Raw genomic sequence first — 18891 nt, forward strand, 5'->3', positions numbered from 1 at the left:
TAAAGGCGGCACCTTCCGTTACAGGCCTAGGTTAGTAAGCGGCGTCGGCGTCGATTTGCACGGCCTTTTGCACACTGGCTGGCAACGGGTTGCTGGTGTTGGTCGGCAATAGCTGGCGGGTCAGGCTGCGCACGGTGCCCTTGAGCGGCAGGCTGTCGGACGAACCGCCCACCGAGACGCGATAGCGCCCGGCATCGACCACCCAACTCCAGGTCTCAGGGTCGAAGTACGACAACGAGCGAGCGTCCAGCGTAATCGCCACTTCCTGGGACTCACCCGGCTCTAGCCAGACTTTTTTGAAGCCTTTGAGTTCTTTGAGCGGGCGCTCGACCTGGGCGTCCAATGGGCTGACGTAAAGCTCGGCAACTTCATAACCTGCCACCTTGCCATTGTTGCGCAGGGTGAATTTGACGTTGACCTTGGCATCGGGCACCACCACCTGTGGCGAAATTTTCAGGTCGCTGTAGTCAAACGTGGTGTACGACAGGCCGTAACCGAATGGGAACAGTGGGCGCTTGCTGGCTTTGTCGTAACCGCGGTAGCCCAGGAAGATATCTTCCTTATAGGTCATGTCGGTCAGCGCGTTAGCCCCTTGGTACGGACGTGGGTCCGGGTAGCTGGCGTAGCTGGTGTTGTCCTCGATGCTACGGTCCCAGGTGACCGGCAATTTAGCCGACGGGTTGACCTCGCCAAACACCATTTCGGCGATGGCACGGCCACCCTGGGCACCGGGGTACCAGGCGTGCATCAGCGCACCGACCTGGTTGACCCACGCTGACACATCCAGGGTGCCACCGGCATGGGTAATCACCAGGGTCTTGGGGTTAGCGGCGATAACGTTCTTGATCATCTCGTCCTGGTACTCGGGCAGGCCATAGCCATGGTCCGAGGCCTCGCCTTCGTACTCATTATTGATCCCTGCGGCGACCACCACTGCATCGTACTGGCTGAGATCCTGAGGCGCGGCCAGGGCCGCCCAGCTCATCTGCACACCCCACAGGCCGCCGCTGGAAGGGATAAAGCTGCTGGCGACGCGGCTGTACTCCAACTTGACGTCATACATTTGCCCGGCTTCCAAACGCACCGCGCGGCCAGACTTGGAGATCGGGTCGGCCAGGTCGTTGGACAACGCCGTGCCGTCGTCGTCGATGATCAACTTGTTGTTCACCCACAGCTTCATGGCGCCGTCACCGCGCACCTTGAATACTTGGTTACCGCTGATGGTGGGCTTGATGCGGCCACTGAAACGCGCGGAGAAATTGCCCTGAGTGGTGGAGAAGCCGCTCACCGCCGTGGTACCGCCAGCGGTGCTGTTGATGCCCGCAGTGAAGATCCAGTTCACCCCAGGTTCGATCCGCGTTACCGCCGGCGAGCCACTGAAGTTGGCATTGTTGAAGTACTCGGCCGTAAGGCCCTTGACGTAGGCCTTAGGCGTCGCACTGGCGGCGTCCTTGGTGTACCAGACGGCTTTTTGCGGGTCCAGGGCCATGCTTTGCAGGTAGTCGACCTGACCGGTGCCGCGGTTTTTCAGCCCGGCCAGTTCAGTCACGTGGTCGTCGACTTTCGACCATGCAGTGCCGAACGGCGAAGGTGGCGCCTGGTTGGCGATATCGCCGATTACGGCAATTTTCGCCTCTTTAGCCAGGGGCAGTAATTTAGCACCGCCACTGACCGGTTGGTTTTTCAACAACACGACGCCTTCGCGGGCAACATGCAAAGAAGCCTTGATGCTACGCGGATCGTCCTTGATCCCGGAGGCCTTCGGCAGGCCCTGGTCGAAGCCGTAGCTGACCATCGCCCGCAGGTTGCGGCGCACCTTGTCATTAAGCGTGGCCAACGGCAGCGCGCCGCTATCGAGGTAAGGAGCCAGGGTCGCCTGGTTCATCTTTAGACCGCTGGGCATGTCCAGGTCGGTGCCAGCCAGGGCGGCCTTGAGGCCGTCGTTGATCGAATTGAAGTCGCTCAGGACAAACCCCTGGAAACCCCACTCGCCCTTCAAGGCATCCGCCAGCAGGCTATGGCTCTCGCAGGCGAAATCATCGTTGATCTTGTTGAAACCGCACATGATCGCCGCCGGGTTGGCGTTTTTCACCAGCGACTCAAACCCCGGCATGTAGATTTCACGCAGCGCACGCTGGCTTACATGTACGTTCAGGTAGTGCCGATTGGCATCCTGCTCGTTGGCCAGGTAATGCTTGGCCGAGGTCCAGACGCCCTGCGCCTGAATCGCGTTGGTCACCGCCGGCCCCATGACGGCACCCAGGAAAGGGTCTTCGCCACTGACGTGCTCCGCCGCGCGGCCGTTGAACGGAGTGCGGTACATGTTCAGGCCCGGCGAAAGCAATTGCTGGCCGCCAGCAGCGCGGGTGTCGTAGCCCACGGCCAGGCCATATTCCTTGGCACGGGGGATGCTCCAAGTGGCTGCCAGCGCCGACTGTGCCGGGTACTGAGTACCGAACATAGTCGACTCCACGTGCACGCCCATGGACGAGTCGTAGCTGACGGTGGCCGGCAAACCGTACTGGGGCATGGCGCGCAGCATGTGGCCGTCATCAATGTTGATGTAGGCGAATTTCTCGGACAGGGTCATCTGCGCTAGGATGGCGTCGACTTTTCTTTCTACGGCATCGCCGGTCATGGGTGTCACCGCCCAGGCAGATGAAGCCCCGGCAATGGCCAGCGTAAGCAGCGAACGGCAAAACAGGTGTGAAGAACGGGATGGGGTCATTCGCGAATTCTCTTGGAAAACGTAAGGCCGCGCGCCCCGAAGGCGGCAACCGCAGGCCCATCCCTGGACAAAACCATACAGTACGGTACGTTTTTAAACGTCACGCACAAAAAAGACCGCCTTCATTGAGGCGGCCTAGCAGGTAACGTCACTCAGAGCCTGGATCCGCACGGGAGTTCCCTGCCGATTAAACTTTATTTCACGAGCACTCCATGAAACTTAAGACCGAAGCTGTCCGCGACAGAATCCTCAGTGCGGCCAGTCGAATTTTTCTGGAAAACGGCTTTGATAAAGCCTCTATGAGCCAGATCGCTGCGTGCGCGGGTGGTTCCAAATCGACGCTCTACAACTATTTCGCGTCCAAGGAAGAAATCTTCGCGGCGGTCATTCGCTTCAATGCGCATAACGGCATCGAGCAGGCCTTCGTGCCCCTCAATGACCCTGACGCACCGCTGCCGCTGTGCCTGCAACGCTTCGGCGTGGCCTACCTGGAAAGAATCCTGGCGCCGGACATTCTCACCGGCAAGCGCATCATTCAGCACAATGCGACCACTTCCAATGTCGCGCGCATCTATTACGACAACGGCCCTGGCCTGGGTTGGGCCAAGGTGGCTGACTACCTGGCCGGGCATATGGCCCGAGGGCACCTGTGTGAGGCGCCCAGCCAGGTAGCGGCGGCGCATTTGCGCGGCCTGCTGGAGGCCGAGTTTCTGGAAAAAAGCCTGCTGGCCCTGATCGACACCCCCGACCAAGCCGCTTTGCAGGCCTCGGTGGAGCGTTCGGTCGCGGTGTTTCTCCGGGCGTACGCGCCAGCTTAACGAAGCATGCATTTGCGCCGCCGCTCGTCCACGCGCTCGGCAAACCAGGCGGTGGTCAGCTTGCGGGTGATCTTCGGACTTTTCAGGGTGATGCCCGGCAGGATCGCCCTGGGCAGGGCTTTACCCGCCTTGGCTTCGGCGAGTTTGTAGACTTGGCCATAGAGTTCGGTTTCTTCGAAATCCAAGGTATCGCCCTCCTCCAGCGCCTGGCGTATGGCTCGCTCACTCAAGCCCAGGCGCGGGCCTAGTTGGCGCACGGCACGTTCAGTGGTGCCCGCTTCACGGGTGTCGTAGCGAATCAAGTCGCCGTCCAGCGCCAAATCGACACCACTGGCAAGGCTCACAGCGCTCTGGAAGGCGGCATTGCGGCTGGCGTACCAACCGGCGTTGAAGTCGGCGAAACGGTACAGCGAGCGCGTATAGCTGGCCGGGTAACCGAGCAGGTGTGCGGTGCCGAAATACAGGCCACCCCGGCGGGTAAAGACCTCGCGACGAATCGACCCATCGACTGTGTAGGGATAACCCCGGGCATTTTTTTCGGCGAAGGCAATGCTCACCTGCATCGGCCCGCCCGTGCGCACCGGGTTGAAGTTACCGAACAGCTGCTGGCCCAGAGGCGCCATGCCGATGAAATCATCGAACACGGCACTCAACTCGCGTTCTGTGCGCACACTGTTCAGGCGCTGGGCGTAGGTCTTGCCGGTGGGTGAGGTCAAACCCAGCGCCGCCGACACCAGAAAGCCCGGCACGTGCAACCGCGCGGCCCGCCGGTTGATTTCTTCCCGGGCGATCCGCGCCAGCCCCGGCACCGTGGGGTCGGCCTGGTAAGTGGATTCCTGCTCGGCCACGGCCAGCACCGCACAGAGGTTCTCCTTGCTGGGGTCCAGCCCCTGGGCTTCGAACGCCGCGTAGATATCGGTGGCCCAGCCCTGGCGATTGCTGGCGCTGGCGGGCATCAATCGCACGATCTGCGCGCGCACCTCGTCCGGGTCAGGTTTGGGCGCCAGCGCACGCTGGGTGCCGCAACCGGCGAGCAATAACATCACGGCAAGGACAGCGGCAAGACGATTCAAAGGCAAGGGTTTCCTGATCGGGTAAGCGTGGCCATTCGGCAACATCCGCAAGGGAGTCGTTCAATCCCGCCATGGCGTCATCGCGCCCGCCCCCATCGCTCAAGGGCGAATTCGACGAAGCTGCGCACCTTTGGCAGGCGATAGCGGTCTTGGGCGTAGAGCAGATGAGTCGGGCGGCTGGGTAGCTGGTAGTCCTGTAGCAAGGTAATCAGGGCGCCACTGCGCAGGTCGTTCTCGACCAAGGCATCGGGCAGCATGACGATCCCCATGCCCGCCAGCGCGGCGCGGTGTAACCCCGACGACGAGTTGATTTCCATCGGCCCGCTGACCGCCACTTGCACCTCCCCCTCGGGCCCCTGCAGGCGCCACAGTTTGCCTGCTGAACGCCAGTCATCCCCTGCCGGGTAGGCAAACGCCAGGCAGTCGTGGGCGTGCAAGTCTGCGGGCAGCAACGGCGTACCGCGCCGAGCGAGGTAGGCAGGGGCCGCGCAGATGGTCAGGGTGTAATCTTCCAGCGAACGTAAGATTAGCCCCGAGTCCTCCGGGATGCCCAAGCGAATGGCGACGTCGAAGCCATCGCCGGTGAGGTCCATGCGCTGGTTGCTGAGCACCACGTCGAGCTTGACCTTGGGCCAACGCTGGCTGAAGTCGCTCAAGGCGGGAGCCAGGCGTTCGACACCGAAGGTCAACGGCGCGGTGATGCGCAAGGTCCCGCTGGGTTCACCCTGGGCCTGCTCGGCCAGGCGCTCGGAGTCCGCCACCAGCGCCAGCACTTCCAGGCAGCGTTGGTAATAAGCATTGCCGAATTCAGTGAGGTGCTGGCGGCGGGTCGTGCGCTTGAGCAAACTCACGCCCAGGCGTTGCTCCAACGCCCGCAGATGGTTACCCACCATAGTGGTCGACAACCCACAGGCCTGCGCCGCGGCAGTCATGCTGCCGGTTTCGACCACCTTGACGTAGACCGACATGGCCTGGAACACATCCATTGGCAAGCCCTGCTTGAGAATGCGCGGTAATGTAACAGGTATTTAGAAGCTCGGCTCGTAGAGGATTGGCCACTATGTACCTGGCGGCGATGTACAGGTCCTCATGCAAACGTAGCGCGCGGTCATAAAAACCCTGCTGCCATAGCGCCCCCTCACGCCCAAGCATTTTGTTCACGGAACGCGCTGCTCGGGATTTGACTCTGCGCACTACTGAGGAAATGTCACCGCACTGCAACTCAATCAACCAGTGCACGTGATCGGGCATGACGACCCAAGCGATTGACCGAACGATGCCGTTGTCGTGCTCGGCTTTCAATTGCTGTACAACTGCCGGCCAGCTTTTAGATCAACAAAGAATGGTTGGCGATCATGGGTGACGAATGTCAGCAAGTAAGGCCTGCCTTGCTCGGAAAATCGTCCTTTACGTAAATTGCACTGCTTTGGCATTCCATTGCCCTCGGGGTAGCATGGCTCAAAAATAGCGATCATGTGGCCCATGCGCTCGAGATCGTTTGTGATTTATTGTTTGCTGAATCTGCGTCGCAAATGAAGAGCTCGGGGGCAAGGCCCCCTCCTACGGTTGGCGACATATGTAGGAGGGGGCCGGGCGGCGCTCCGCTTGCCCCCGATCTTCTACCCCCTGCAAACACAAATTTCCCAGACACCACGAAACCGACCGTTAGAAGGCTGTATTCATGATTGATTGGTCACACTTCACTCCCTGGTCGTCGCTGGCCGGTGGGGCCCTGATTGGCTTGGCCGCGAGCCTGTTCGTGGTGGTTAACGGGCGTATCGCCGGGATCAGCGGGTTGCTCGGCAGCCTGTTGCAATTGCGCGGGGACGGCCGGGGCGAGAAGGAATTATTCCTTCTGGGCCTGCTGGTCTCGCCGCTGGTGTGGAGCCTGTTCCAGGTGCTCCCGGTGGTGAACTTCGCGGTGGGCTGGGAAGGTCTGGTGGTGGCTGGGCTATTGGTGGGTTTGGGCACTCGCTATGCCTCGGGCTGCACCAGCGGCCATGGCGTGTGCGGGGTCGCTCGGCATTCGCCGCGTTCGGTCGTGGCCTGTGTGACCTTTATGCTGGCCGGGTTTGCCACGGTGTATATCAGCCGCCACGTGTGGGGGAACTGAGCATGGGTAAGCCGACCGCGTTCATCGCTGGCCTGTTATTTGGCCTTGGTCTGCTGCTCTCGGGCATGACCGACCCGGCCAGGGTGCTGGCCTTTCTCGATCTGGCCGGCCCCTGGGACCCTTCGCTGGCCCTGGTGATGCTGGCCGCCGTGAGCGTCACCGCCCTTCCGTTCGCCTGGGCCACGCGCCAGAGCCGCTCACTGATTGGCGCGCGCATGCAACTGCCGGTCAAGCGCGCGATCGATGCGCGGTTGATCGGTGGCAGCCTGTTGTTCGGCGTCGGCTGGGGCATCGCTGGCCTGTGCCCTGGCCCGGCTTTCGCGCTGCTACTGACCTGGCACTGGCCGGTGGGGGTATTTTTTGCCGCCATGCTGGCCGGGATGCTTTTGTTCAAGCTGCTGGATGCGCCCGCCAAGCGCGCCTGAGCCGATCGCCCGGCCCTGGCTTATGCGTGTTTACCCAGGTAGATGTCCTGCAACCCGCCCCCCGCCAGCAGGGCCTGGGCGCTGCCTTGCGCAACCACCTGGCCGGTACTGAGCACGTAGGCGTGGGTGGCGTATTTGAGCGCGACGTTGATGTTCTGCTCGGCGATCAGAAAACTCGTGCCTTGTTCGCGATTCAACTGGGCGACGATCTCGAAAATCTCTTCGACGATCAGCGGCGCCAGCCCCATGGACGGCTCGTCCAACAGCACCAAGCGCGGCCGGGTCATCAGGGCGCGGCCCAGGGCAACCATCTGTTGCTCGCCGCCCGAGGTCAACCCGGCCGGGGTGCTGCGCTTGGTCTTGAGGCGCGGAAACCACTGGTAGACCCGCTGCAGGCTGGCCGCCATGTCAGCCCGCGACAAGCGCTGAACGAAACCACCGCTGCGCAGGTTGTCTTCCACACTCAAATGGGCGAACACGTGGCGCCCTTCCAACACATGCACCATGCCCTGGCGCACCCGCTCACTGGGTGCGGTACGGGCCAGGGGTGCGCCTAGAAAGTGCACTTGGCCCCGGGTCACCTCAGCACGCTCGGCGCGGACCAAGCCGGAGATGGCTTTGAGCGTGGTGCTCTTGCCCGCACCGTTAGCCCCTAACAAGGCAACGATGGCGCCGGGCTCGACCGCCAGCGAGACCCCGGACAGCGCCAGAATCGAGCCATCGTAGACCACTTCGATGTCGTCCACCTGCAGCAGCGCTGCCGTGGCGGGCTGAGGGTGCAAGGGGCTGCCCATACTCATGGCTCCACACTGCAATCGCGCGGCACGATGTTCTTCTCGCGGGCGAAGGCGGCTGCTTTTTCATCGATCAGCGGCCGCAACAACGCGCGATCGGCCGCGATCCAGTCACTGACCAGCGTCCAGCGCGCGCCGTCCCATTGCTGCACCCGCGCCGAGCCGCCGCCTTCATGGTCGGCGCAGGACAGTTTGAGGTTTTGCATCAGGCCCAAATAGCCCATCTGCTGCAGGCGCGCGTCGTCGATATTCAGGTGTTCCAGGCCCCAGCGGCCTTCCTCGCCATTGAGCGGGCGCTTGCCGAATTTAGCCTGGGCGGTGCGAATGGCTTCCACGGCAATGGCCGCGTTGACCAGCCCTGAGTTGTAGTAAACGCTGCCGAAGTTGGCCAAGTCCTTAAGGTCACTTTTGCCTTTGTCGAGGATCGCGGCCTTGAGCCGGCGATGGATCTCGAAGTCGCTCCCGGCCGGGTACGGTGTCAATGCCAGGTAGCCCTTGGCGGCGGCACCGGCGGGCAGCACGTCTTCGCTGGAACTGGCCCAGATGTCGCCGACGATATGGTCCACCGGAAAACCAAAGCGCGCTGCGGTTTTGACCGCCACCGGCGTCGACACCCCCCAGGTGCGCAGGAACACCCAATCCGGTTGCTGCTGGCGAATCTGCCGCCACTGCGCCGACTGCTCGTTGCCGGGGTCGGCCACCGGGATCTGGATGTTCTCGAAGCCATACTTTTGCGCCAATAGTTTCAGCGGCCCCAGGGTTTCTCGGCCATACGCTGAGTCGTGGTAAAGGGTGGCGATTTTCTTGCCCTTGAGCTTATCGAGCCCGCCCTCGCGCTGGGCGATGTAGTTAACCAGGGTCGAGGCCTCGGAATAGAAGGTCAGCATCACCGGAAAGTTGTAGGGGAACACCCGCCCGTCCGTGGCCTCGGTGCGGCCGTAACCCAGGGTGATCAATGGAATGCGGTCGACCTCGGCCCGCTCGCTCAGGGCATAGGCCGCTGGCGCGCCATTGGGTTGATAAACCGCGACCGGCGCACCGTTCAGGCCCTTTTTAAAGCGTTCATAGCATTCGATGCCCTTCTCGGCCGTCCATTCGGTCTCGCACTCTTGCCAGACCAACTTGACTCCGTTGATGCCACCCTCCACTTCATTGATGTAGTTCAGGTAGTCGATCATCCCCGCCCACACCTGTACACCACTGGAGGCATAGGCGCCCACCCGATAGGTGGCCAGGGGGAAAAACTGCTGGTCGCTGGCGGCCTGCGCGGCAGGCGCCAGAGCGACGCAACCGAGCACACCAAAGGTAATGCCAAACAAGGACCGCTGAATGAATGCACGCATGGGAAGGCTCATGGTTGGGGGTGGGTCAGAAACGCAGCGGCCAGTGCCCTAGCCGCTCACGTGCGTTGTGCAGGAGGCGGATCAGGCCTTCGGGTTCCTTGATCAGGAAGACGATAATCAGCACGCCAAAGATGATCTTTTGCAGGTTTTGCAACTGCCCGCCGTCCAGGGCGCCACCGAGCAGCGCCTGGCCGGCATGGTCGAGCACGATGGGCAGCAGGCAGATAAAGGCCGCACCGACGAAGTTGCCCGCCACACTGCCCATCCCACCGATAATGATGATGAACAGGATCTGGAACGAGCGGTTGATATCGAAGCTGCTGGCGCTGGCCGTGCCCAGGTAAGCGAACGCCCACAAGGCCCCGGCGACCCCCAGGTAAAACGAGCTGATGGCGAACGCCAGGCGTTTGTAGCCGGCCACCGGAATACCGATGACGGCCGCCGCCGTGTCCATGTCGCGAATCGCCATCCAGTTACGCCCCACCTGGCTGCGCAGCAGGTTTACGGCGACCCAGGTCAGCAGCACGACGCTGGTCAAGGTCAGCAGGTAGCGCCCGGCTGGGTTGTTCAGGTCGTGGCCTAGCAAGCTCAAGCGCGGCGCAGAAATGGTTCCCGAAGATCCATAGTTGTAAAACCAGGGAAATTTCACGAACAACCACTCCAGAAAAAACTGCGCCGCCAGGGTAGTGACCATCAGGTAAAAACCCTTGATGCGTGAACTGGGCAAACCAAACAACAACCCCACCAGACCGGCGATCACCCCGCCGCCCAACAGCGCCACGGGCAGGCCCAGCTCGGGCAGGCGCAGCAAAAACCCATAGGTGGCAAAGGCCCCCACGGCCATAAAACCGGCCGAACCCACTGAAGTCTGCCCCGTGTAACCAGTCAGAAGGTTCAGGCCCAGACCGGCCAGGGACAACACCAAAAAAGGGATAAGAATCGCGTTGAGCCAGTAGTCATTGCTCAGCCACGGCACTGCGCCATAAGCCAGCGCCAGCAGCCCGAGCAGCGCCCATCGTGGGCGCCGAGGGCTGACCAGCAGCGGTGCTTCGACGCTCGGCGTGGGCAGGCTATAGGTAGTGTGGGTCATGTTCAGACTCGCTCAATGGCGCGCTCGCCGAACAGGCCAGCGGGGCGTATGTAGAGGAAAACCAAGGCCAGCGCATAGGCAAACCAAGGGGTGATGCCGCCGCCGATCAATGGGCCCAAGTAAACCTCGGCCAGGTTTTCCGCTGCGCCAACGATCAGACCGCCCACCAGCGCCCCACCGATGGATGTGAAGCCACCGATGATCAGCACCGGCAGGGCCTTGAGCACCACCAGCGACAAGGAAAACTGCACGCCCTGGCGGGCCCCCCAGAGCAACCCGGCGACTAGCCCGGCCACCCCGGCCACCGCCCAGACAATCTGCCAGATGCGGTTCAGGTTGATGCCGATGGACAACGCCGCGGTGGTGTCGTCGGCCACGGCCCGCAACGACACGCCAATGCGGGTTTTGTTGAACAGCAAGGCCAGGATCGCCACCAGCAGCAAGGCCACGGCGGCAGCGATCAGGTCGAACTGGCTGAGCATGATCGGCCCGAGAAACAGCGGTACATCGTCGATGCCCAAGTCCAGCGCGCGCACCTGCGAGCCCATCAGGCCTTGAGCTAGCCCTTCGACGATAAACGACAGGCCCAAAGTGGCCATGAACAAGGTGATCTGCGAGCGGTTGACCAGCGGCCGTAACACCAGCCGCTCGATCAGCAATGCGCCGACCACCATCACCACCACGGTCAGCGCCAGCGCAGCGAAAAACGCCACGCCGTGCTCCTGCAGGCTGACAAAGGTCAAAGCGGCGAACAGCAGCATGGCGCCCTGGGCAAAATTGAACACGCCGCTGGCCTTGTAGATCAGCACAAAGCCGATAGCGACCAACGAATACAGGGTACCGGCGAGCAAGCCGCCGATTAGGGTTTCGAGAAAGGCCATCAGTGGCTGACTCCTAGGTAAGCGGCGATCACCTCGGGGTTTGCCTGGACCTGCTGGGGGGTGCCATCGCCCACCTTGCGCCCATAGTCGAGTACCACCACGTGGTCCGAGAGCCCCATCACCACGGCCATGTCGTGCTCGATCAAAACCACCGTGGTGCCCAGGGCGTGATTGATGTAGCGGATAAAATCCGCCATTTCCTGTTTTTCCTCGGCGTTCATCCCGGCCATGGGTTCGTCCAGCAGCAGCAAGCTAGGCCCGGCGATCAGCGCCCGTCCCAGTTCCACCCGTTTCTGTACGCCATACGCGAGGTTGCCCACCAGCACCTGGCGATGGGCTTGCAACTCGAGAAACTCCAGTACGCCTTCGGCCTGCAGGCGAAACGCTTGCGCTTCGCGGCGCGCCCTTGGCAAGCCCAGGGCCTGCTCCAGAAAGTGGCTGCGGCTGTGGCGCGAAAGCCCGGTGAGGAGGTTGTCGAATACGCTCATTTTTTTGAACAGGGCGTTGTTCTGGAAGGTCCGCCCGATCCCCCGCCGCGCCGCCGACAGCGGGTCATGCCGCTCGACACGCTGGCCGTCGAAGACAATCTCACCGGCATCGGAGCGATACACGCCGTTGAGGATATTGAGCAGTGAGCTCTTCCCCGCGCCGTTAGGCCCGATCAGGGCGCAGATTTCCCCACGGCGCACGGCGAAGGAAAAATCATTGATCGCCTTGACCCCGCGAAAGGCCAAGGAGATATGCCGCACCTCCAGAATGGCGCCGGTCATGCCGCTTCTCGATGCACGTCGCGGACCCACACGTGGGTCTCAACCACTGGCGCCTGCGGGGCCTGCCAGATAGACCGCAGGTTATCCAAACCGAGCAAGCGCCTGACCCGCTGTTTCAGGAGCCGCCGCACCCCAGCAGCGGGCTGGGCGATGGCCCAATCGCACAGCGCGCGACGCCAACTCCGCGCGGGCGGTAGACGCTGTTCGATCTCGGCCGCCAGGGCCGCCAAACGCGGCGCCGACAGCAGCAGGGCCACTGGGCGCACGTCGCGCCGGTCGCGGGCGGCCGAGGCCAGGGATTCCGGAAAGGCCAGGGCCTGGCCGCCGTCCAGCCATTGCTGCCAGAGCACCTGCAAGCCGTCGCCCCACTCGCTGCCCTCCTCGGCCCACCAATGGGTCGCCAGTGCTGCACGCCAGGGCCGCACCTGCTGGCTTTGCCTGGGTGCCGCGCGCCACTGGGTTAAAACCTGCAGAGCAGGTGTGGCCACCTCGCCCAGCGGCGCCTGCGCCACGATCAGGCACGGGTGGCCAGGGTAACGGGCGGCAGCGGCCAGCCACTGTTGCAGGTCGCGCCGTTTTTGCACGAAGGCGTGGCTGGGGCGGATGCGCCGCCATTGTTCTACCAATTGCGCGGCGCCCTGCCCTTCGGCCAGGCAGGTCACGCGGCCACCCAGAGCATGGGCGGCCAAACCGAGCAAGAGCAGGTCGGGTTCGAAAGCGCCGCACAGCAGCAGGCAGGAGCGAGTATCGAAACCCTGTTGGCGCAGGCCGTCGACTCGCTGCTCGACTTCACGCTGCACATCAATCCAACGCCAAGCTTGCCATTGGCCATGGCGCTTGTGGCGCAGGGCGACCTGCAATGGCTGCACTTGCGCCCAATGGTTTAAACGTTCTAGCCAATGCACGGCGGCGCTGGGCTGGGGGTGGAGTTGGTAAACACTCATCGGTAGGCCTCAGGCACGTTCTTGGGCAAGGGTTCGATTGATCGCCGCCAGGTCGCGCCACTGGCTGCCAGGGTGTTCGGCGCCCAGCCGTGGGCCGTCGCCGAAGAGTTTTTCGCGCAGGGTGCCGGGGGCGTACTCGCGCTTGAACGCGCCGCGCTTTTGCAGCTCCGGCACGAGTAACTCGACGGCGTCGCTGAAGGTCTCGTGGGTCAGCGCGTAGGCCAGGTTGAAGCCGTCTACGTCGGTCTCCTCGACCCACTCCTGAAGCAGGTCGGCGACGGTCTCGGGGCCGCCGACGAACAGCGGCCCAAAGCCGCCGATGCCCACCCAGTTGGCCAGCTCGTTCGGGGTCCAGACCGTATTCGGGTCCGCCGTGGAGAAGGTTTCCACAGCCGACTGAATCGCGTTGGTGTGGACGTGCTTGAGGGGCTCGCCTGGCTTGAACTGGTTGAAGTCGATGCCGGTCCAGCCTGAGATCAACGCCATGGCGCCCTCATAGCTGACCCAGGTTTTGTACTCGTCGAACTTGGCCTTGGCGGCCGCATCGGTCTCACCGAGGATCACCGTCTGCAGATTGAAAATCAGCACCTTGCGCGGGTCACGCCCGGCCTCGGCGGCGCGTCGGCGTATATCGGCGACGGTTTTTTTCAGCAGTAACTTGGACGGCGCCGCCACGAACACGCACTCGGCGTGCTCGGCAGCGAACTGCTTGCCACGGCTGGAGGCACCGGCCTGATACAGCACGGGCGTGCGTTGCGGCGAGGGTTCGCACAGGTGAATACCCGGCACCTGGAAATGCCGGCCCACGTGTTGGATTTCATGGATTTTGCTGGGGTCACTGAAGATTCGCCGCTCGCGGTCACGCAATACCGCGCCGTCCTCCCAACTGCCTTCCCAGAGTTTGTAGCAGACCTCAAGGTATTCCTCGGCATAGTCGTAGCGCGCGTCGTGTTCGGTCTGGGCCTTTTGCCCCAGGTTCTTTGCGCCACTCTCCAGGTAGGAGGTGACGATGTTCCAGCCGGCGCGGCCCTTGGTCAGGTGGTCGAGGGTGGAAAGGCGCCGGGCGAAGGGGTACGGGTGTTCGAAGGACAAGGATGCGGTCAAGCCAAAGCCCAAGTGCTCGGTCACCAGCGCCATGGGCGGGACCAGTTGCAGCGGGTCGTTGACCGGCACCTGGGTGGCCTGGCGGATGGCGGCGTCGCCGTTGCCGCGAAACACATCGTAGATGCCCAGTACGTCCGCCAAGAACAGGCCATCGAATTTGCCCTTTTCGAGAATTTTCGCAAGGTCGGTCCAGTATTCGAGGTCTTTGTATTGCCACGAACGATCCCGCGGATGGGCCCATAGGCCGGGCGACTGGTGGCCCACGCAGTTCATGTCGAAGGCGTTCAGGCGGATTTCACGAGGCATGGCGTGGCTCCTGTGCCAGGCTTGGCTGCACGCCATTGAGGCGGTACTCGCCGATCAGCCGGTACTCGTGGCGCAACGCTTGGCGCCCGCCCTGAAGCGCGCGCTGGGCTCGCGAACCGGTCAGTTCGTGCTGGGTATCGTCGATAGCGCGCAGGGCCTCGGCGCTGGCGATCAGCGCCTCGGCCACGGCCACTCGGCGCTCGGCGGCTGGGTCGGTGCTGGTGGCGGCACGGTGATAAAGCGCCCGGGCCAGTTCCAGGCGGATCGACAGATCGCCGAAGCGGGCAATCACATAGGGGTCGTCGCTCAGGCCAGGGCCTTGGGCCCGCGCATGGTTAAGGCTGAGGTCGAGGCTGGCCTGGGCTTGGCGCAGATCATCGGCGGCAAACTGCAGAGCGTCGTCGTTTAACCAAGAGGGTACTGGGCTGTTCATCAAAGGTTTCCTCGGTCAGTTCCAGGCGTGGCGTGGCGGCTTGACGCCGTTGAGCAAGGCATTGCCCACCAAGTGGTATTTCCAGCGCGCGGGGTCATGCAGGGTGTGGGTGCGGGCGTTGCGCCAATGCCGGTCCAGGCCATGCTTGGCCGAGACCGAGCGGGTGCCGGCCAGTTCGAACAGTTTGCTACTGGCCAGCAGGGCTATTTCCGTGCTGAGCACTTTGGCCTGGGCCACCTCCACCGAGGCCTGGGCAACGCTGTGCTCACTGGGCTCGGCCAAGGCGCGGTCGACGGCGCGCGCCGCGTTGGCCAGCATCGCTTCGGCGCCGTGCAGGCGCCATTGCAGGTCGCCAATGGCCGCCAGGGTGAAGGGGTCTTGGCCGCCGTGGGCCTGTTGGCTGTCGATCCATGGCCGGGCCCAGCGCGCATGGGTGAGCGTCGCGGCAAAGGCCCCGGCCGCGATGCCGGTGTCGACGGCAGCCTGGATCAGTTGCGAGATTGGACCATTGGCGGTGGGCTGATCGAATGCACGATGGGCCGGCACCACGGCGCTGAGGGGGACCTTGGCCGCAGTGAAGAACGCGTTGCCACTGGCGGTGGTGCGCTGGCCAAAGCCATCCCAGTTATCGACGACGCTAAGACCTGGGTTGTCGCGCTCGACAAAGGCGATATGCGCGCGGTTAGCTTCGTCCACCCCCACCACCGGCACGATGTGGGCAAACAAGGCGCCCGTGCAGTAGAACTTCTCACCGTCGATCTGCGCGTGCTGTTCGCTAAAGCGGATACGGGTTTCGAAGGTGCCGGCGTTTTTGCTCTTGGCCTCAGAGAACGCGTTACCGAACCGATAGCCGTCCAGCACCTTGCCAAAGTAGTAGTGCTTCTGCGCCTCGCTGCCGGTTTGCACAAGGATATCCAGTACGCCCAGGTGGTTCTGCGGGATTTGCCCCAGGGAGGGGTCGGCGGCGGAGATCAGGCGGATGACCTCGGCCACCGTCACATAGGACACGCCCGCGCCGCCATAGGCCTTGGGCACGGTGATCCCCCACAGGCCACTGGCGGAAAATTCGTCCAGCTCCGCCACCGGCAGGCGCCGCTCGCGGTCTCGTTCAGCCGCGTGCTCGGCGAAGCGTGCGGCCAGAGCACTGGCAACGGCGATGGCTTCGGCGTCCGAGCGAATCAGGTGGGCTTTGGGCGGGATACTCATGGTGCGCCTCTCGTGACGGGTAGGTGTCAGCGATAGAGCAGCAACCGTGCCATGTATAAAAACCCAATACTTTCAGCAGGTTATAAAGATTATTGAAATAACCGGGCTGTACGATTGGGCCGCAGCCTGCTGATGCACTGTTGCTGTGGCAACAGTCGAGCCGCCTGCTCTAGGCGCCATACCCAATGAAATCAAGGGTTTGCTGGCAGGCATGAAGCGTGCAACGGCCTTCTGACCATTCTTCAGGAGCCCCCTTTATGAGCCAGCCCAACCTGTTGTCCCGCGGCACTGATTACCCAACCCTGGCCCAACGCTTCCGGCCGATCTTCCGTGAGATCGCCGCCGGTGCAGTCGAGCGAGAACAGGCCCGGCGCCTGCCAGAAGAGCCGATCCGCTGGCTCAAACAAGCCGGCTTCGGCGCCGTGCGCGTGCCCCAGGAACTAGGCGGCGCGGGCGCGTCCATCCCGCAGTTGTTCGAACTGCTGATCGAACTCGCCGAAGCCGACTCCAATATTGCCCAGGCGCTGCGCAGCCATTTTGCCTTTGTCGAAGACCGCCTGAATGCGCCGCCGGGGCCTGACCGCGACAAATGGCTCGCACGCTTTGTCGCCGGCGACCTGGTGGGTAATGGCTGGACGGAAGTGGGGTCGGTCAAGCTCGGCGAGGTGATCACCAAAGTCAGCCCCGACGGAGCCGGGTTTCGCTTGAATGGCGCCAAGTACTACAGCACCGGCAGCCTGTTCGCTGACTGGATCGATGTCTACGCCCAGCGTACCGACACCGGCGCCGATGTGATTGCCGTGGTCGACGCGCACCACCCAGGTGTGCGGCACAGCGACGACTGGGACGGTTTCGGCCAGCGCACCACCGGCAGCGGCACGTCAGTCTACGAGGATGTGCCGGTGCCCGCCGAGCAGGTGATCCCCTTCGAGACGCGCTTTCGCTACCAGACCGCCTTCTACCAATTGGTCCTGCTGGCAACCCTCAGCGGTATCGGCCGCGCCGTCGAGCGCGACGCCGCCCAGCAGGTGAGTGAGCGCAGCCGCGTATACAGCCATGGCAACGCCACCCGCGCCGCAGCCGATGCCCAGGTGCAACAGGTGATTGGGCAAATCGCTGCCCAGGTGTACGCGGCCGAGGCGGCCACCCTGCGCAGCGCCCTGCCCCTGCAACGGGCCTACGAGGCGCGTTTGGGCAACGATGCGGCGCAAGAAAAAGCCGCCAATATCGCCGCCGAACTGGAGACGGCCAAGGCCCAGGTCGCGGTCAGCGAGCTGGTGCTGCGGGCGGCCAGCGACCTGTTCAACGCGTTGGGGGCTTCAGGGGTGAGTATCAGCAAGGCGTTGGACCGCCACTGGCGCAATGCGCGCACGGCGGCGTCACATAATCCATCGATCTATAAGGCGCGGATCGTCGGCGACTGGCGGATTAACGGAACTGAACCGCCCTATGTGTGGCAGATCGGCGCGGGCGGCAAAGGCTAGCTTCGAGCGTCGCGTATCAGGCACCGATAGGGCTAGACTCGGCAGCGGCCGTGGCGCATTGCACCAGCATGCTGCGGTCATGGTAGCCCTGGGCACGGGCGGCGGCTTCGACTTGCTCTTCGGAGGCGCCGTCTTGATGGTTGCGCCCCAGCACTTCGTAATGGCCGGCGCACAGGTCCAGGGCTTGCGAGCGGCAAGCGTCCCAACTGCCGAATACACCGGGGCATTCGACCTGGTGCGCGGCGCTCGCGTCGCTCAGGTAAGTCACATGGGAGCTGGCGCAGCCGCTCAGCAGCGCCATGGCGAGTAGGCCACTAAGCCCGGGAAAGGTACGCAAGGCAGAACGCAAGATCGACATGGGGCAGCTCCCTGAAGTGATGGAGCCATTCTAGGGAGCCGACCTTGACAAAAAAAATCACCGGATATGATAACGACCATCGCTGTTAACGATGGTCGTCAAAGTGGGCTGCGCCCTACCGGGGATAGCGGGCCAGGTTTAGCCGCGCAATTTGCCCAACCACTCCATGGCGGTACGCCAGAAGCACACACCCATAAAATAGGCCGACATCGCCAGCCAGGTGGCGACCACTACGGGGCTGTTGTTGGGGTGGTTGATCACCAGCAACATGCAGCAGAGCAACCAGACAAAGGTGACCACGATATTGACCGGCATGAATTTGCGCACGCGGAACGGGTGCAGAAACTTCATGCGGGTCAGGGTCAACAACGACAGCACGATGATGGTCAGCAGGCAGACCCACGGGGCTGGCGACAGGATGTACAGGCACAGCGCAACCACGTTCCAGGCCGCCGGAAAGCCGACAAAGTAATTGTCGTTGCTCTTCATGTTCAGGTTGCAGAAGCAGAACAGTGACGACACCAACACCAGCGATACGCCGATCAGCAAGGTGTAGTCCGGCAGCGGAATGTAGCGGTAGATAAACAGCGCAGGAATGAAAACGTAGGTCAGGTAGTCGATGACCAAATCCAGCACCGAGCCATCGAAGTGCGGCAGCACCCCCTTGACGTTCACTTTGCGCGCCAGCGAGCCGTCGACGCCGTCCACCAACAAGGCCAGGCCGAGCCACAGCAGGCAGCTTTTAGGCTGGTTGTCGAACAGGCTGAGGGTCGCCAGGAAGGCCAGAATCACCCCGGTTGCAGTAAAGCCATGGGCGCCCCAGGCTTTGAGCCTGTCTGTGGCTCGGGTCAGTATCAAGGGTCATGCTCCAGGTAAAAAAAATTAACGGCGGCCATGACTGGACGTCGGCCGTCATACATATTGAAACAGACTCGACACGATCCAGCATCACTTATGCGCGTTTTGACCGGCAAAACGGCCCAAAGGTTCAGGCCATACCCGTGTCTGCGCACCAGCCCGC

Annotated in this window: 18 protein-coding genes and 1 pseudogene; 4 read left to right on the forward strand and 15 right to left on the reverse strand. The window is 62.8% G+C overall.

The window, feature by feature from the left end; translation table 11 throughout:
* Positions 1-31: 31 nt before the first annotated feature.
* Complete coding sequence (locus QCL65_RS15385) at positions 32-2728, reverse strand: glycoside hydrolase family 3 protein (protein WP_407310080.1); 2697 nt, start codon at positions 2726-2728, stop codon at positions 32-34.
* A gap of 212 nt (positions 2729-2940) precedes the next feature.
* Here QCL65_RS15385 and QCL65_RS15390 point away from each other — a divergent pair, with 212 nt between their 5' ends.
* Complete coding sequence (locus QCL65_RS15390; RefSeq protein WP_407310082.1) at positions 2941-3546, forward strand: TetR/AcrR family transcriptional regulator; 606 nt, start codon at positions 2941-2943, stop codon at positions 3544-3546.
* On the opposite strand, the gene QCL65_RS15395 is transcribed toward QCL65_RS15390, so the two are convergent.
* The 3 genes and pseudogenes from QCL65_RS15395 to QCL65_RS15405 all read right to left on the reverse strand — a co-directional run.
* A complete protein-coding gene (locus QCL65_RS15395) occupies positions 3543-4589 on the reverse strand; it encodes a DUF1615 domain-containing protein (protein ID WP_407316875.1) in 1047 nt (348 codons plus the stop codon). The genes QCL65_RS15390 and QCL65_RS15395 overlap by 4 nt on opposite strands.
* Positions 4590-4696: 107 nt before the next feature.
* Positions 4697-5605, reverse strand: a complete 909-nt coding sequence (locus QCL65_RS15400) for a LysR family transcriptional regulator (protein ID WP_407310084.1) — start codon at positions 5603-5605, stop codon at positions 4697-4699.
* 43 nt (positions 5606-5648) lie between these two features.
* A pseudogene (locus QCL65_RS15405) lies at positions 5649-6052 on the reverse strand (REP-associated tyrosine transposase); the annotation flags it as partial.
* A gap of 248 nt (positions 6053-6300) precedes the next feature.
* Between QCL65_RS15405 and QCL65_RS15410 the strand changes: the two are divergent.
* Complete coding sequence (locus tag QCL65_RS15410; protein WP_407310086.1) at positions 6301-6732, forward strand: YeeE/YedE family protein; 432 nt, start codon at positions 6301-6303, stop codon at positions 6730-6732.
* Between the two features lie 2 nt (positions 6733-6734).
* Positions 6735-7157: a DUF6691 family protein gene (locus QCL65_RS15415; RefSeq protein ID WP_407310088.1), complete on the forward strand. Its 423-nt coding sequence runs from the start codon at positions 6735-6737 to the stop codon at positions 7155-7157.
* Positions 7158-7177: 20 nt separating this feature from the next.
* On the opposite strand, the gene QCL65_RS15420 is transcribed toward QCL65_RS15415, so the two are convergent.
* The 9 genes from QCL65_RS15420 to QCL65_RS15460 are packed head-to-tail and all read right to left on the reverse strand — an operon-like array spanning position 7178 to position 16028.
* Positions 7178-7951, reverse strand: a complete 774-nt coding sequence (locus QCL65_RS15420; RefSeq protein WP_407310090.1) for an ABC transporter ATP-binding protein — start codon at positions 7949-7951, stop codon at positions 7178-7180.
* A 2-nt stretch (positions 7952-7953) separates the two neighbouring features.
* Positions 7954-9294, reverse strand: a complete 1341-nt coding sequence (locus QCL65_RS15425) for an ABC transporter substrate-binding protein (protein ID WP_407310092.1) — start codon at positions 9292-9294, stop codon at positions 7954-7956.
* A 25-nt stretch (positions 9295-9319) separates the two neighbouring features.
* Positions 9320-10384 (reverse strand): branched-chain amino acid ABC transporter permease, encoded by a 1065-nt coding sequence (locus QCL65_RS15430; RefSeq protein ID WP_407310094.1) that lies wholly within the window; start codon positions 10382-10384, stop codon positions 9320-9322.
* Between the two features lie 2 nt (positions 10385-10386).
* The gene (locus tag QCL65_RS15435) at positions 10387-11265 is read right to left on the reverse strand and encodes a branched-chain amino acid ABC transporter permease (RefSeq protein WP_407310096.1); all 879 of its coding nucleotides are present in this window, start codon (positions 11263-11265) and stop codon (positions 10387-10389) included.
* Positions 11265-12035, reverse strand: a complete 771-nt coding sequence (locus QCL65_RS15440) for an ABC transporter ATP-binding protein (protein WP_407310098.1) — start codon at positions 12033-12035, stop codon at positions 11265-11267. The genes QCL65_RS15435 and QCL65_RS15440 overlap by 1 nt, the downstream gene beginning before the upstream one ends.
* Positions 12032-12979: an acyl-CoA synthetase gene (locus QCL65_RS15445; protein ID WP_407310100.1), complete on the reverse strand. Its 948-nt coding sequence runs from the start codon at positions 12977-12979 to the stop codon at positions 12032-12034. The genes QCL65_RS15440 and QCL65_RS15445 overlap by 4 nt, the downstream gene beginning before the upstream one ends.
* A 9-nt stretch (positions 12980-12988) precedes the next feature.
* Positions 12989-14389, reverse strand: coding sequence for an LLM class flavin-dependent oxidoreductase (locus tag QCL65_RS15450; RefSeq protein WP_407310102.1), 1401 nt, complete (start codon positions 14387-14389; stop codon positions 12989-12991).
* Complete coding sequence (locus QCL65_RS15455) at positions 14379-14822, reverse strand: acyl-CoA dehydrogenase family protein (protein WP_407310104.1); 444 nt, start codon at positions 14820-14822, stop codon at positions 14379-14381. The genes QCL65_RS15450 and QCL65_RS15455 overlap by 11 nt, the downstream gene beginning before the upstream one ends.
* Positions 14823-14837: 15 nt before the next feature.
* Positions 14838-16028: an SfnB family sulfur acquisition oxidoreductase gene (locus tag QCL65_RS15460; protein WP_407310106.1), complete on the reverse strand. Its 1191-nt coding sequence runs from the start codon at positions 16026-16028 to the stop codon at positions 14838-14840.
* 257 nt (positions 16029-16285) lie between these two features.
* On the opposite strand from QCL65_RS15460, the gene QCL65_RS15465 reads away from it, so the two are divergent.
* Complete coding sequence (locus QCL65_RS15465) at positions 16286-17512, forward strand: acyl-CoA dehydrogenase family protein (protein ID WP_407310108.1); 1227 nt, start codon at positions 16286-16288, stop codon at positions 17510-17512.
* A 16-nt stretch (positions 17513-17528) separates the two neighbouring features.
* On the opposite strand, the gene QCL65_RS15470 is transcribed toward QCL65_RS15465, so the two are convergent.
* Positions 17529-17870: a hypothetical protein gene (locus tag QCL65_RS15470; protein ID WP_407310110.1), complete on the reverse strand. Its 342-nt coding sequence runs from the start codon at positions 17868-17870 to the stop codon at positions 17529-17531.
* Between the two features lie 138 nt (positions 17871-18008).
* Positions 18009-18728: a phosphatidylcholine synthase gene (gene pcsA / locus QCL65_RS15475; protein ID WP_407310112.1), complete on the reverse strand. Its 720-nt coding sequence runs from the start codon at positions 18726-18728 to the stop codon at positions 18009-18011.
* Positions 18729-18891: the final 163 nt, after the last annotated feature.

Origin of the sequence: Pseudomonas sp. nanlin1, assembly GCF_045571515.1 — a bacterium.
In the GTDB taxonomy this organism is placed as follows: domain Bacteria; phylum Pseudomonadota; class Gammaproteobacteria; order Pseudomonadales; family Pseudomonadaceae; genus Aquipseudomonas.

What these genes read in the sequence shown, in the direction of transcription:
- QCL65_RS15390 (WP_407310082.1), top strand. Translation starts at nt 2,941, where the DNA reads ATGAAACTTAAGACCGAAGCTGTCCGCGACAGAATCCTCAGTGCGGCC.
- QCL65_RS15410 (WP_407310086.1), top strand. Translation starts at nt 6,301, where the DNA reads ATGATTGATTGGTCACACTTCACTCCCTGGTCGTCGCTGGCCGGTGGG.
- QCL65_RS15415 (WP_407310088.1), top strand. Translation starts at nt 6,735, where the DNA reads ATGGGTAAGCCGACCGCGTTCATCGCTGGCCTGTTATTTGGCCTTGGT.
- QCL65_RS15385 (WP_407310080.1), bottom strand. Translation starts at nt 2,728, where the DNA reads ATGACCCCATCCCGTTCTTCACACCTGTTTTGCCGTTCGCTGCTTACG.
- QCL65_RS15455 (WP_407310104.1), bottom strand. Translation starts at nt 14,822, where the DNA reads ATGAACAGCCCAGTACCCTCTTGGTTAAACGACGACGCTCTGCAGTTT.
- QCL65_RS15400 (WP_407310084.1), bottom strand. Translation starts at nt 5,605, where the DNA reads ATGGATGTGTTCCAGGCCATGTCGGTCTACGTCAAGGTGGTCGAAACC.
- QCL65_RS15450 (WP_407310102.1), bottom strand. Translation starts at nt 14,389, where the DNA reads ATGCCTCGTGAAATCCGCCTGAACGCCTTCGACATGAACTGCGTGGGC.
- QCL65_RS15440 (WP_407310098.1), bottom strand. Translation starts at nt 12,035, where the DNA reads ATGACCGGCGCCATTCTGGAGGTGCGGCATATCTCCTTGGCCTTTCGC.
- QCL65_RS15460 (WP_407310106.1), bottom strand. Translation starts at nt 16,028, where the DNA reads ATGAGTATCCCGCCCAAAGCCCACCTGATTCGCTCGGACGCCGAAGCC.
- QCL65_RS15430 (WP_407310094.1), bottom strand. Translation starts at nt 10,384, where the DNA reads ATGACCCACACTACCTATAGCCTGCCCACGCCGAGCGTCGAAGCACCG.
- QCL65_RS15420 (WP_407310090.1), bottom strand. Translation starts at nt 7,951, where the DNA reads ATGGGCAGCCCCTTGCACCCTCAGCCCGCCACGGCAGCGCTGCTGCAG.
- QCL65_RS15470 (WP_407310110.1), bottom strand. Translation starts at nt 17,870, where the DNA reads ATGTCGATCTTGCGTTCTGCCTTGCGTACCTTTCCCGGGCTTAGTGGC.
- QCL65_RS15445 (WP_407310100.1), bottom strand. Translation starts at nt 12,979, where the DNA reads ATGAGTGTTTACCAACTCCACCCCCAGCCCAGCGCCGCCGTGCATTGG.
- QCL65_RS15465 (WP_407310108.1), top strand. Translation starts at nt 16,286, where the DNA reads ATGAGCCAGCCCAACCTGTTGTCCCGCGGCACTGATTACCCAACCCTG.
- QCL65_RS15425 (WP_407310092.1), bottom strand. Translation starts at nt 9,294, where the DNA reads ATGCGTGCATTCATTCAGCGGTCCTTGTTTGGCATTACCTTTGGTGTG.
- QCL65_RS15395 (WP_407316875.1), bottom strand. Translation starts at nt 4,589, where the DNA reads ATGTTATTGCTCGCCGGTTGCGGCACCCAGCGTGCGCTGGCGCCCAAA.
- QCL65_RS15435 (WP_407310096.1), bottom strand. Translation starts at nt 11,265, where the DNA reads ATGGCCTTTCTCGAAACCCTAATCGGCGGCTTGCTCGCCGGTACCCTG.